Source organism: Photobacterium sp. AWH4_225 (genome assembly GCF_056158405.1).
The window spans coordinates 1,877,753-1,890,940 of the sequence record NZ_JBSWTF010000004.1; the positions used below are offsets into that span (position 1 = coordinate 1,877,753).

The following is a 13,188-nucleotide window of genomic DNA, read 5'->3' on the forward strand; positions in this document are numbered from 1 at the left end:
GCAGGTTCAGTCGCGCCTGTATCAGAGTCCGCAACTTTTCATAGCGCCAATCAAGTTACAGATAATAATGTGTTGATGCCTTTGGTGTCTTCAAAGCAAGTGATTTCGGAGCAAGTACTTTCAAAGCAAGTCTTATCTGAGCACTTGGCTCATCCTGCCTCATTTGCGCCTTCTAAGGCAGAGCTAAACGCGCTGTTAAAGTTTGATCAAACTGATTTGACCGATGCTGTTCAAGCCGGAGGTCATGCACCTTCCAGTAATAACCAGCACTCTAATCACGATCGCAGCCTTGATTTGGCCATCGCGGCTTCAAGCCGTTTTACCAGCTTGTTACGTCATGATCCTGAAGAGGTTGAGCCTGCTTATCAATTAGCCATCGAGCTACCTGTTGCACCTGCTCCTAGTTTTGCCAAAGACTATCGGGTTGATATGCAGCCAGCTTTGGATTGGACGCTGAAAACATCTCCTCCTTCGGGCCGGGTCTCCGGTTGGAAAGAATCTAACCTCATATATACCGTTTACCACCATCGCCTGCCTTTGGCGTGATCCGCAATCTATCTAGTCCTGCTTGTTGTTCAGGGCAAATTAATCTTGCTTGTTAAGTACATATTGTACTGCCGAGCAGGAGCGGTATTAAACCTGCTTCCCTAGTTTTGATATGGGGGCAGTGTGCTGTGCATCGCAAACGTTGCACGCTAAAAACAGTGGTAAAACTATGAGAAAAAAAGCCCCTCAGCGGTTACTGAATCATTATCCTGCCTGGAAATATGTTGTTCTGATTGTCACTTTGGTGGTGATGATGTTAAGCGCTATCCCAACTTGGTACGGGGAAGACGCTGCCGTACAAGTTTCAGCCAAGGGTGTTCCCGTCCCTGATGTCGTCCAGTTGCAAAATACCTTGAAGCAGCACGATATTGCGGTAAAGCGTATCGACCAGCAACCAGATAGCACCTTGGTTGTGCTTGCCGATGAGTCTCAGCAAACCCAAGCCCGAACGGTACTGGCTCAGGAGATGGGGCCAAAGAGCGATTCACAGCTAACGTTGGCAATGACGCCAGCAGCACCAGCATGGTTGCAGGGTATGGGTTTCGCGCCAATCAAGCTGGGTTTGGATCTTCGTGGCGGCGTGCAGTTCTTACTCGATGTAGACATGAACCAGGTCTATCAAGCCCAGGCCGAGTTGCTGCAGGATGAACTTCGTCAGGAGTTTCGCCAGCAGGGTATTCGTAATACCCGTATTGAACCTGTTGCTTCAGATACCCTCGTTGTTCGCCTTCCTAATAGCGAAGCGAACGGTAAAATCCGTCAGTTTGTTCGCAACAATTATCCGCAATGGCAGGTCACCAATGATGCTGGCCATGGCGTGAAACTCGCACTGAAAGATGATGAGCAAGCGCAGCTAAGAAATCTAACTGTTCAACAAAACTTGCAAACCATGCGTAGCCGTATCGAAGAGCTCGGTATTACCGAAGCGCTGGTACAACGCCAAGGCGAAAACCGTATTCGTATTGAATTGCCGGGGGTTCAAGACCCTGCGGCTGCAAAAAGCGTGATTGGTGCGACGGCGAGTTTGGCATTTTACCCGGTTCGCGAACTGGGTAGCGGCAGTACCATGACAATCAATGATGAGCATGGTCAGCCAGTGCGCGTAGCGCGTAAGCCAATCCTAAGTGGTGATCACATTGTTGATGCCCGTGCCAGCTTTGGCGAAATGGGTATGGCCGAGGTAAACATCAACCTTGATAGTGCTGGCGGCAAAATCATGTCTGACTTCTCTCGTCAGAATATTGGTAAGCCAATGGCAACCGCCTTCAGCGAATATAGCCGCGACAGTGAAGGCAATGCGGTACAGGAAAGCAAGATCATCAGTGTCGCTACCATCCAGAGCCAGTTGGGTAACCGCTTCCGAATCACTGGTGCGGGTTCTATCCAAGATGCTCAGGAACTGGCGTTGCTATTGCGAGCAGGTTCATTGACTGCACCGGTTACCATTGTTGAAGAGCGAACTATTGGTCCAACACTGGGTGCTGAAAACATTGAGAACGGCTTTGCTGCTCTGGCGTTGGGTATGGGCCTGACACTTGTCTTCATGGCGCTGTGGTACCGCCGCTTAGGCTGGGTGGCCAATGTGGCATTGGTTTTCAACATGGTAATGCTGTTTGGTTTGCTGGCTTTGATCCCAGGAGCGGTGCTGACCCTTCCAGGTATCGCAGGCTTAGTGTTGACGGTCGGCATGGCGGTCGATACCAACGTGCTTATCTTTGAACGTATCCGCGACAAGTTAAGAGAAGGTCGAAGCCTTGCACAGGCGATCGATCGCGGCTTTAGCAGTGCCTTCAGCACTATCTTCGATGCCAACTTCACCACCATGATAACTGCTGTTGTGCTTTACGCCGTTGGTAATGGTCCGATTCAGGGCTTTGCCCTGACGCTTGGGTTAGGTCTTCTAACCAGTATGTTTACCGGTATTTTTGCTTCCCGCGCCATTATTAATTTGGTTTGGGGTCGTGATGCTCGACGTGAGGTGCGAATTTAATATGTTGATCACTATGAAGAATGCAACAAAATGGCGTCACTTCACCAGTGTCGTGTCTATTATCTTGCTGCTTGGCTCTCTAGTGGCTATTTCCGTTAAGGGGCTTAACTGGGGCTTGGACTTTACCGGCGGCATCGTGACTGAGGTGCAAACCAACAGCGCGTTAACCAGCCATGAGATTGACCAGCAACTGGATACAAAATTTGGCCAGGATGTCAGTGTTATCGCAGCCGGTGAACCGGGGCGTTGGGTATTACGTTATGCAATCCCTGAGCAAGGCGAAGCACCGGATGTGTCTGCTGCCCTGCATACTTTGGATGCCAATGTTCAAGTATTGAATACCAGTATTGTTGGTCCTCAGGTTGGCCAAGAGTTGGCAGAACAGGGTGGTTTAGCCTTGCTTGTTGCCGTGTTGTGTATTCTTGGCTATCTGAGCTACCGCTTTGAATGGCGCCTGGCATCTGGCTCTGTGTTTGCTTTAGCGCATGATGTGATCTTTGTACTGGGTTTCTTTGCCCTTACCCAGATGGAGTTCAATCTGACAGTACTGGCAGCTGTGTTGGCTATTCTGGGTTACTCTTTGAATGACTCGATCATTATTGCTGACCGTATCCGTGAGTTGTTGATATCAAAGCCAAACAAGGCTATTGAAGATATCAATAATGAAGCAATTGCTGCGACTATCTCTCGTACTATGATCACCTCGGGTACAACGTTGCTGACAGTGGGTTCATTGTGGCTGTTGGGTGGTGGCGCCCTTGAAGGTTTTGCCATTGCGATGTTTATCGGTATTTTGACCGGTACATGGTCTTCTATTTCGGTAGGTACAGCGTTACCTGAGTTGTTCAAGCTTGACTCGTCGCACTACAAGCTAGTGCCAGTTTCACAAGAGCCGTAACAGCAAAATAGTAATCATAACATTAGGGCCTTCGGGCCCTTTTTTGTTGATGTACCCAAGACGTTTGAACTGTGATAACGTCAAATGCATGGAGATTAGCGCCGAGATTGAAAGGAAAGAGACGCAACATGGGTAAGAAATCATTAGAAACCAAGATCGTAACTGCAGGACGTTCATCGAAGTGGACGCAATCACTGGTTAACCCACCGGTCAGCAGAGCTTCAACCATTGTGTTTGATTCAGTAAAAGAGATGAAGCACGCCACAGCGAACCGAGCGAACAAAGAACTGTTCTATGGCCGCCGAGGCACCAATACTCATTTTGCATTCCAGGATGCGATGGTCGAGTTGGAAGGTGGGGTTGGTTGTGCGCTATACCCGTGCGGAACGGCTGCAATCACCAGCGCTATACTGTCGTTTGTTAAAGCGGGCGATCACATCTTGATGGTGGATGGTGTCTATGAACCTACCCGTGATTTCTGTGACAAAATGCTCGATAAGATGGGCGTGGAAACCACCTATTACGATCCTATGATTGGCGAGGGGATCCGTGATCTTATCAAGCCGAATACAACAGTTCTTTTCCTTGAATCACCATGTTCAATCACCATGGAAGTACAGGATGTGCCGACCTTGGCGCGCATCGCCCATGAGCATGACCTAGTCGTGATGCTCGACAACACCTGGGCATCACCAATTAATTTCCAGCCATTTGAGCACGGTGTCGATATTTCGATTCAAGCGGCGACTAAATACATTGTCGGCCACTCTGATGTTATGTTGGGTACGGCGGTTGCTAATGAGCGATGCTGGGATCAACTACGCGAAAATAGTTACTTGCTTGGCCAGTGTACATCGCCAGATGATGTTTATCTCGCCATGCGAGGCCTACGTACGCTAGGTGTTCGTTTAAAGCAGCATGAAGAAAACAGTATTAAGGTAGCGCAGTGGCTGGCAGAGCGCGAAGAGGTTGACCATGTGCGTCACCCGGCTTTTGAAAGCTGTGAAGGCCATGAGTTCTACAAGCGTGATTTCAAAGGCTGCAACGGTCTGTTTTCTGTTGTGCTGAATCGCGGTAATACCGAGGCGCTGACAGCGTTACTTGATGGTATGGAGCATTTCAGCATGGGCTATTCTTGGGGCGGTTTCGAAAGCCTGATCCTTGCTAATGAAAATATTAACTCGTTGCGCACTGTGGCCAAGAAAGACTTCGCGGGTCCATTACTGCGTTTGCACGTTGGTCTTGAGTCACCGGAAGATTTAATTGCCGATTTAGAGCGAGGTTTTGAGCGCTTCAATGCGGCTCTGAAGAAATAATTTCGCTTATCTATCTGATTAAAGGCCAGCATCGCTGGCCTTTTTTGTTCGGTTATTGAGTAGTTCTGCCATTTTTACAGACAATATCTAACTTGAGCACCGTTACCTGCAGGTTTTGGCTACTATGTAGTAAACGCCAGACCAAAGGGGAAGTTATGAAAAAGACAGGGTATTGGGCCGCTATTGTCATACTCCCAATGACAATACTGGGTTGTTCGAGTTCAGATCTGGAAAACTACCAGTTGTTTCCTGATGATTATGATTACGATGTGCCTTACGACAGTATCTACCATTATGGCTATAACCAAGGATGCGAGAATGCACTTGGAGTGACTGGGAATTATGGCAAGGTGTTTGGCAAGGATGAAACCCTAGACGGTAGTGATACCAAATTTAATCAAGGTTGGGATGATGGAAATCTGGCCTGTAAACAATCTAACGCACGGATACTCATGTCGACGTCATTCATCAACCCCAATCAGAACTTTAGCTATAGTTACGAATGAGTAGCGTATCGCTACATTTTCGACTTGGCATAAAAAAAACAGACCAGGAAGGTCTGTTTTTGGATAAGGCATTTTCATTTTGTGTTTAAGATTGACCTAGCCATGTATCGTTCTTAATCGTTAGTCACAAAGTTAGATGTCTTATTTAGTTTGGTCGAGTCAGTGACTGTACTTGCCCGTCTCGGAACGAAACAGGTACAACAGCATGAACCTCAGGTAGTAATAAAAATGCATCTTCATCAGATTCATTATTCACTTCCACTACAATCTGTAGGTATTTGTTCAACGCTCGCTGAAGGGCGGGAGTTGAAATTTTGTTACCTTGTTTGCCAAACTGACTGTATTGACCTTTACTTGAGTATACCCAAACGCTGAATGGGTCATCTCCTTTTTCTAGTTGCTCGATAAAATCGGCGATATTTCTCATAAAAGTCCTTTTCCCTAACCAATAACGACGTATTGATTTCCCCATTATGGAATGAAGTTGTTATTTTTCAATTTGATTTACATGTCTTATCTGGGTTTATGTGATGCTGGTAGCAAAAAATTGAAAATCGAATGCATGCTCAAAAATCAATTTAACTCTCATTGTCACTTTGTACCTAAATAATCTATAAACTCATCAGTAAACGTTTACAGAATAATTCCCTAAAAGAATATTATCAAGGGGTGCTTGTAACCATAACTACCCCTTAAGGGGTACGTAAAGTGAAATCTATTTGTGCTCAGGAGTTTGGAGAAATATCATTGTTGTAACTAAATTTTTCGGTGAAAAGTTGTACACCTTCGGAGGTTTCTTGGAAAAAAGTGTATGCGCATGGGCAATGAAGCAGCCTATAGAGCGGGAATACCACGATAAAGAGTGGGGAAGGGTAAATAAATCAGATACATATTTATTCGAATTCCTGATTTTAGAAGGCGCTCAAGCGGGATTGAGTTGGTACACCATTCTTAAAAGGCGAGAGGCTTACAGGGCGGCATTTGATAATTACGACATAGCTAAGCTCGCGTTATATGAAGATGATCGAATAGAGGCAATTATTGGTGATTATGATGTCATTAAACATCGAGGGAAAATCAGTTCGGTATTTAATAATGCACGAGCTGCTCAGCAGTTAATTAATGAGTATGGCTGTCTGGCAAATGCGCTTTGGCAATTTGTCGATCACCAACCAGTAAATAACCACTGGCAAACAATGGAAGAAATACCAACTTCAACAGAAGCTTCAAAGCAAATGAGTCGTTTTCTCAAAAAGAAAGGATTTAAGTTTGTTGGAGAAACTATTTGTTATGCATTTATGCAAGCGGTTGGGATGGTGAATGATCATTTAATAACCTGTTACTGTCATCAAGAAGTAATAGGCGAGCAAATAAAATAACTCAAGGTTGATAGCCATTACCTATTTTAGCGATAGAAGAGAGATACTGGTTTGTCACAGTGATGACGCGTATTATGTTCAATTCTTTTTCCCTCGTAATTTGGCTTTGACGAGGGGATGTTAACCATGCAGAAGTTGGGACAATGGCTGATAATCCGGTAAAAGTAATACAGCGAGCGACGTGGGTAGGCTCAATTGCAAACGTAAGTTTGGCCGTATTAAAGATCACGATAGGTAAAATTACAGGTAGTCAGGCTTTGGTTGCCGACGGTGTACACAGTTTTTCTGATTTGATCACCGACACCGCTATTTTGATTGGCTCACGCTATTGGACCGCGCCAGCTGATAAGGGGCATCCATATGGGCATGGCCGGTTTGAAACCTTTACTAATATCTTTATTGGTGTATTGCTGCTCATTGTTGGTATTGGCATTGGCTGGGATTCGCTATCAGCTCTGGGCCATGAAACCAACGCTGTTCCGGGAATGCTGGCTTTCTGGGCTGCTATTGCTTCAATTGTAGTGAAGGAGGTGTTGTACCGTTGGACGGTTGTCCAAGCCAAAATGATCAACAGCCGCTCTCTTCATGCCAATGCATGGCACCATCGTACTGATGCCCTGAGTTCACTGCCTGTAGCTGTTGCTGTAATCGCAAATTATATTTTCCCAGACCTACATTATCTTGATCAGGTTGCGGCGCTGATCGTCACTGCAATGATCCTAAAAGCGGCATTTGAAATACTGTGGCCGGCTATCATGGAATTGACAGACGCGCAGGCTGATGAAGACATCGAGGCTAAGATCCAAGGCTATGCCAGCGAAGTACCGCAGATAAAAGAAGTTCATGCTATCCGCAGCCGTCGTACTGGTAGTACAATTTTGTTGGACTTTCATATGCTAGTGGACCCCGATATGCGGGTTGAGGATGCCCATACTATCAGCGAAAACTTCAAGTCTCATATCTTGGCCCAGATAGATGAATTAGTTGATGTGATTATCCATATCGAGCCATATACTTGTGCCGAGCGCGTCATAAATCCTTGTTGCGAGGAGAAGGGCTGCGATGATAAGAGCTGTGACTAATTTGCGCACGTGTGACGAATAAAAATGTGCTAATTCTCAAAATTGAGAAGGTGTAGCAACAACGCACTTGGCTATCTTCTTTAATGTGACCCCGATCAAATTAGCTAGCAGCTATTTTGCTGCTAGCTAAGGTCTTAAAGGAGAAGCGCTATGCCGTTAATCAGAATTAAGTCGTTGCCTTTTGCTCAAGAAGTGAATATTCCCTCCACTTTAGGTGTGCTTTCCAAAGCAGTATCAGAAACCAGCGATATCGACTTAAAACATGTTATGGCGACTTGGGATTACCTCTCTCCTCATCACTATGCCCACAACGGAAAGGTAGTAGACTGCCAGCCTGATAAAACCCATCCTTTACTGGTTCATCTCGTTGCACCCAGTTTCAACACCGAAGAGCAAATTGCCAATATGCTTGAAGTGATTGCCAACACCTTGGCTGATGTATTGCCTGTGTCGAAGGAAAACATCTTTATCAATTTCTCTCCAGCCTACAGTGACGGTGTCTATGACTCGGGACATGTTGTTGAGTGGGACGATTAAACTTATGGGTTTGCTTAGCTAAAGTAATGCCTTAATTCATGACTTATTCATCAAACTGGCATAGGATGAGCGCTTTTCACATGCTATGAGTTTCAAATGTTTAAGTTGATTGCGGCTATGCCCCCTATGATGGCGCTGTCGATAGCGATTGTTTGTGAAGTGATTGCGACGTCGATGCTGCCTAGAACCCAACAATTTACCCAGTTTGTACCCACTCTGATAACGTTATCGGGGTATGCTGTTGCCTTCTTTATGCTGTCTGTCACAGTGAAGGCAGTGCCTATTGGGATTGCCTATGCGATATGGTGCGGGGCGGGGATCGTGTTGGTTGCCATGATAAGCTGGCTTTGGCACGGCCAGCAACTTGATTTACCAGCTTTAATAGGCATGCTCCTCATTCTATCAGGTACCGTAGTGATTAACGTTTTTTCTAGCTCAGTGAGCCACTGAGCCTTTTCTTCGACGATAAAGATGATCAAGCGCACAGTTTAATAAAAAGCCTGATTGGAAAAAGCAGGCTTTTTTTGATCCTCCAAACGCTTATTTATGTGCCAGTTCAGGAATAGGAACATTCAGTAAGCCACCTTTGATGAATAGACATGCCACTTGCAGTCAGTTCTATCTCTGCGGCTGAGCTTTGTAGTGACTTGTACTAAGGTTGTTGAAAATGTAGCAACTTTGTTATGGTGGGCAAGGTACAAAAGTGGTAACTAAACATGGAATGTCTATGAGCGCACTTGAAGCAAATTTTGATGGCCTAGTTGGGCCAACACATAACTACAGCGGTCTCTCTTTTGGTAATGTCGCTTCTGCGAAAAACCAAGCCAACCCATCCAGCCCTAAGCAGGCCGCTTTGCAAGGCCTGGCAAAGATGAAAGCTTTGTCAGATATGGCAATGGTGCAAGGGGTATTAGCGCCACAGGAAAGACCTGATATTGCCACACTACGTAGGTTAGGATTTACCGGTAGTGACCAGTCGGTATTGGCAGCGGCAGCGAAGCAGGCTCCACAAGTGTTGGCTGCTTGCTGTTCAGCTTCAAGCATGTGGACCGCTAATGCGGCAACAGTTTCTCCTTCGGCAGATACCAAGGATGGAAAAGTCCATTTTACACCTGCTAACCTCATTAATAAGTTCCACCGTTCAATCGAACATGAAGTAACGGGCCGCATTCTAAAGGCGACATTTTCGGATGAGAAACATTTTGTCCATCATCCAGCTCTTCCAAGTGTCGAGCATTTTGGTGATGAAGGTGCGGCTAACCATACTCGCTTCTGTCTTGATTATGGCCAGCAAGGGGTTGAGTTCTTCGTCTTCGGACGTTATGCCTTCGACAGTCGACAACCCGCGCCGACGAAGTTTCCTGCCCGACATACCTTTGAAGCTTGTGAGGCGGTCGCAAGGCTACACCAGCTTGATAATGACAAAGTGGTTATCGCCCAGCAAAACCCGGACGTGATTGACCAAGGCGTATTCCATAATGATGTTATTGCAGTGGGTAACCGCAATGTTCTGTTCTGTCACGAGCAGGCGTTCTTGAACCAACAGGCTGTCTACGATGAGCTAAACTTGAAACTCTCTGGCGAAATGCGGATTGTTGAAGTGCCAACCGACAGTGTATCAATCGGGGATGCGGTCACTAGCTACCTGTTTAACTCCCAGCTCATTACCATGCCAAATGGTGACAATGTTCTGATCTTGCCGGAAGAGTGCCGCAATAATCCGAGAGTGTGGGCGTATCTTGAGCAGCTTCTGGCTAATAAACAGGGTATTGATGACATTAAAGTGTTCGATTTGAAGCAGAGTATGGCTAATGGCGGTGGTCCTGCTTGTTTGAGGCTACGCGTTGCACTAACACAAGCTGAAGTGGCGGCGGTGAACCCAAGCACCTTGATGTCTGATGCTTTGTATAGTCAGTTAAGCGGCTGGGTGGAAAAGCATTACCGTGACCGGTTGGTTGAAGCGGACTTGGCTGATCCTGCCTTGCTGCTTGAGTCACGCACAGCCCTTGATGAGCTGACGCAAATCCTCAATTTAGGTTCTGTCTATCCTTTCCAACAGTAATTTCTAAGAAAGCAGCACAAATTAGTGCTGCTTTTCATTTCTGTGTCTTTGTTGCCGAAAGCTTTGTGCTACAAGAGGTGTCTTAAACCTGCATTAAACACTGAAAAGTAACAACTTTATTGAGTGTGAGATATTCATTTTGCATCTTCTTTTGCAGCAAAAGAGTTTAATTGCGAGGGCAAATTTTTAATTGCATTTTAACTGTATGATATTTAACAAAAATTAGAGTTGGCACGAAACATGGTTCTTTTGCTTTGATGATTAGAAGGGGCAAATTATCCATGAAGTATTCTTATCACTTTTTAGCTTTACTATTTCTTGCCGGATGTGGGGGCGGTGGAGGTGATTCTGCGTCTGAGCCACAACCGGAAAAGCCAACCACAACACTGCTTGGTGAAAACACTGTTTCTGCCGATGCCAGGTTTCAGCAGTTTGAAAACTATCTGTTTGAAATTAATCCATCAGACTTCAACTTTACGGGCAATCGGTTGTATCTCAAAGTTTATCTTTCCTCGGGTAACGTCTTGTTTTTAGGTAAAATTGATAAGCAAACTATCTTTGCTTTTCCGATTTCTGTTCCGCTGAAAGATAAAGTAGTCAGGTTTGATTTGTTTAGTGATTTTAGTGGTGATGAGGCTGTCACAGGGGAGGTGGCGCTATGATTAAACCTTTTTTTATAGCCTGTTTGTTTATGCTGATATCAGTAAGTAAAGGGTTTGCAGTTGAGCAGTCCGTTTTGCTCAAGGATACCGTGTTTCAGGGGAGTGGCAGCATTGATCTATTTAAGGCTAGGCAGCAGAAAAATAACCCTAGTGCAGCGAGTTTGGAAGCATTAAGGGTAGAAAACAATAATGCCTTGGTATTGGCTGTCGATGTGAACGAGGCGGCAAACGGCACCGAAAAAGCTGCGAGCCAAGGTGTGGCTGTTGAATCAGTGACACTGACAGTTGAAACTGAAGGGAATACTTTCACTTTCACTGAGTTTTCGACGCCGACTCAGTGCTTACTGGCAAAGGCTGGGGAGACAAATCGCGCTCTATTTTACACCTTGATCGGGCGAACTGGTTCTTCGTCGCTGACCCCGAACAGCGGGTGGCAGGGCACTTCTTACGATGCAGTGCTTACCATACCGGTCAATATCTCGCTTGAAAATGCGACATCAGTCGTACTAGATATCACTTTCTTGGAGACCAATACTTCTTTGGGTGATCCTGAAGCCTTTTATGATTTCACGGCAGGACCTGAAGATCTTGCCTTGTTGAGTCAGCCAGATGCTGTGACACTTACTGAAGAGGCTCCGGGCCAAGATGAAGCGCCTTTGGTGATCACTCAGAATCAAATCGGCAATGAAACTGATTCGTGGGTGTACTATCCCTCCTCAGTAGAGTATTACGTGGCAGCTTACGAGGATAATTACCCAGTCAAAAGTGACTATGACTTCAATGACTTGGTAATAGGTTATCGGGTTGGCTATGGGATGACAGGCCAGCAAGTGTCATCGCTGATTATATACGGTTATATGATTGCGAGAGGATCGGGTTTCACCCATGACTGGCATTTACACATTGGACTACCAGATACAGCATCAGGGGCAGGAACGCTTAACTTATTCAAGCCAGACTCCACTGAGCAAGAGAGTGGTTACCCACAAACATTTTCGCTGACGGGAAGCTTTGATAAACGGCTTCTACAAGGCACAAAAGCACTAATGAATAGTCCTGGATCAGAGTTTGCTAACACAGAAACCAATGTTGATTTGATAAAAGGGCATAAATTCAGTGTGGCGTTTGATTTTGATGAGCCAATAGCGCTCTCTAGTATCTCCTTGCCTCCATATGATCCTTATCTGTATGTGCAAAATACCGGTTATGAAATTCATCTACCTGAGTACTCTTCCCGTCTGGGCACTTCTGTTAACAACGCAGAAGCGGCTGGTGGGTTCAAGAATGAGCAAGGTTACCCTTTCGCGATTATTATTCCTGAAGATTGGGAGCCACCACTAGAGCGAGAAGATCTCGGGGGCGCGTATTCTACATTCTTAGGGTTTGTCACTAGCAATGGTGAGCAAGAGGACTCATGGTATAACGCTCCGTCACAAAACAAGATCAAGCAAATTGGTAAGGCATTTTGGAAGTGGGATTAACATAAGGATCTATCTCGGAAATTGCCCAATAACTTGACCTTAAACTTATTGGGCAGGGATAATACGTCAAAACCAACAGGGTAAGAGGCTAACTTGGCTTGTTGGTTTACTTGTTTAACTTAGATTGCCCGTGACGGAGTCGAAATGGCGAAATTATCCCTTCAAGAGCAGATGCTAAAAGCTGGTCTTATTGACAAGAAAAAATTGAAAAAAGCGGGCAAACAGTCCAAGAAATCTCGTACTCTGCGTAATGAGGCTAAAGCCGCTGTTGAAGCGAATAAAGCTGCCCAGTTGGAGCAGGACAAAGAGCTGAACCGCCAGAAGCAGGATGAAGCGAATAAGAAAGCTATCGCTTCTCAGGTGAAGCAGCTGATCGAAATGAATAAGATAGATCTGGCTGATGGTGATATTGGTTATAACTTTACCGATGGTACGCTAGTTAAGAAAATCTATGTCGATAAGCAGACACAAGACCAGCTTGTTAGCGGCCGACTAGCGATTGCCCGCTACCTGGAGGGCTACGCAGTGATCCCTGGTGTGGTTGCCGATAAGATCAGCCAGCGTGATGAAGAGACGATCATTGTCAACAATACTGTGTCTGAGCAGGAAGTTGATGAAGATGATCCGTACGCGGACTTCCAGATCCCAGATGATCTAATGTGGTAATGCCACTAATCAAAGCCTATTTTGAGCCCAGCACCCAGCTGGGCTTTTTTATCTTCGCTGTAG

The 13,188-nt window shown here is 45.7% G+C and carries 14 protein-coding genes; 13 read left to right on the forward strand and 1 reads right to left on the reverse strand.

Going from position 1 to position 13,188, the window contains the following annotated elements:
• The first annotated feature begins 84 nt into the window (after positions 1–84).
• From ACXAD4_RS25545 to ACXAD4_RS25565, 5 genes are all read left to right on the forward strand, one after another.
• Positions 85–546, forward strand: a complete 462-nt coding sequence (locus tag ACXAD4_RS25545; protein ID WP_475244829.1) for a hypothetical protein — start codon at positions 85–87, stop codon at positions 544–546.
• A 169-nt stretch (positions 547–715) separates the two neighbouring features.
• Positions 716–2,536 (forward strand): protein translocase subunit SecD, encoded by a 1,821-nt coding sequence (secD, locus tag ACXAD4_RS25550; protein WP_475244830.1) that lies wholly within the window; start codon positions 716–718, stop codon positions 2,534–2,536.
• A 1-nt stretch (position 2,537) separates the two neighbouring features.
• The gene (gene secF, locus ACXAD4_RS25555; RefSeq protein WP_475244831.1) at positions 2,538–3,434 is read left to right on the forward strand and encodes a protein translocase subunit SecF; all 897 of its coding nucleotides are present in this window, start codon (positions 2,538–2,540) and stop codon (positions 3,432–3,434) included.
• A 128-nt stretch (positions 3,435–3,562) separates the two neighbouring features.
• On the forward strand, positions 3,563–4,750 hold the full coding sequence (locus ACXAD4_RS25560) for a cystathionine beta-lyase (RefSeq protein WP_475244832.1): 1,188 nt from the start codon (positions 3,563–3,565) through the stop codon (positions 4,748–4,750).
• 155 nt (positions 4,751–4,905) lie between these two features.
• A complete protein-coding gene (locus ACXAD4_RS25565; protein ID WP_475244833.1) occupies positions 4,906–5,256 on the forward strand; it encodes a hypothetical protein in 351 nt (116 codons plus the stop codon).
• 145 nt (positions 5,257–5,401) lie between these two features.
• Here ACXAD4_RS25565 and ACXAD4_RS25570 read toward each other — a convergent pair whose 3' ends face one another.
• Complete coding sequence (locus tag ACXAD4_RS25570; protein WP_475244834.1) at positions 5,402–5,683, reverse strand: hypothetical protein; 282 nt, start codon at positions 5,681–5,683, stop codon at positions 5,402–5,404.
• Positions 5,684–6,080: 397 nt separating this feature from the next.
• Between ACXAD4_RS25570 and ACXAD4_RS25575 the strand changes: the two genes are divergently transcribed.
• From ACXAD4_RS25575 to ACXAD4_RS25610, 8 genes are all read left to right on the forward strand, one after another.
• Entirely contained in the window at positions 6,081–6,635 is a 555-nt protein-coding gene (locus ACXAD4_RS25575) for a DNA-3-methyladenine glycosylase I (RefSeq protein WP_475245660.1), read from the forward strand.
• Positions 6,636–6,778: 143 nt separating this feature from the next.
• On the forward strand, positions 6,779–7,717 hold the full coding sequence (locus ACXAD4_RS25580) for a cation diffusion facilitator family transporter (protein ID WP_475244835.1): 939 nt from the start codon (positions 6,779–6,781) through the stop codon (positions 7,715–7,717).
• 150 nt (positions 7,718–7,867) lie between these two features.
• Entirely contained in the window at positions 7,868–8,254 is a 387-nt protein-coding gene (locus ACXAD4_RS25585) for a hypothetical protein (RefSeq protein WP_475244836.1), read from the forward strand.
• A gap of 117 nt (positions 8,255–8,371) precedes the next feature.
• Positions 8,372–8,704 carry an SMR family transporter gene (locus ACXAD4_RS25590; protein WP_475245662.1) on the forward strand — a complete coding sequence of 111 codons (333 nt, stop codon included), beginning with the start codon at positions 8,372–8,374 and terminating at the stop codon, positions 8,702–8,704.
• Between the two features lie 277 nt (positions 8,705–8,981).
• Positions 8,982–10,316, forward strand: coding sequence for an N-succinylarginine dihydrolase (gene astB, locus ACXAD4_RS25595; protein WP_475244837.1), 1,335 nt, complete (start codon positions 8,982–8,984; stop codon positions 10,314–10,316).
• Between the two features lie 281 nt (positions 10,317–10,597).
• Positions 10,598–10,978, forward strand: a complete 381-nt coding sequence (locus tag ACXAD4_RS25600) for a hypothetical protein (RefSeq protein WP_475244838.1) — start codon at positions 10,598–10,600, stop codon at positions 10,976–10,978.
• Positions 10,975–12,459, forward strand: a complete 1,485-nt coding sequence (locus tag ACXAD4_RS25605; protein ID WP_475244839.1) for an LruC domain-containing protein — start codon at positions 10,975–10,977, stop codon at positions 12,457–12,459. Before ACXAD4_RS25600 ends, ACXAD4_RS25605 begins: the two co-directional genes overlap by 4 nt.
• A gap of 144 nt (positions 12,460–12,603) precedes the next feature.
• Positions 12,604–13,125, forward strand: a complete 522-nt coding sequence (locus ACXAD4_RS25610; RefSeq protein ID WP_317520595.1) for a DUF2058 domain-containing protein — start codon at positions 12,604–12,606, stop codon at positions 13,123–13,125.
• The last annotated feature ends 63 nt before the right edge of the window (positions 13,126–13,188 follow it).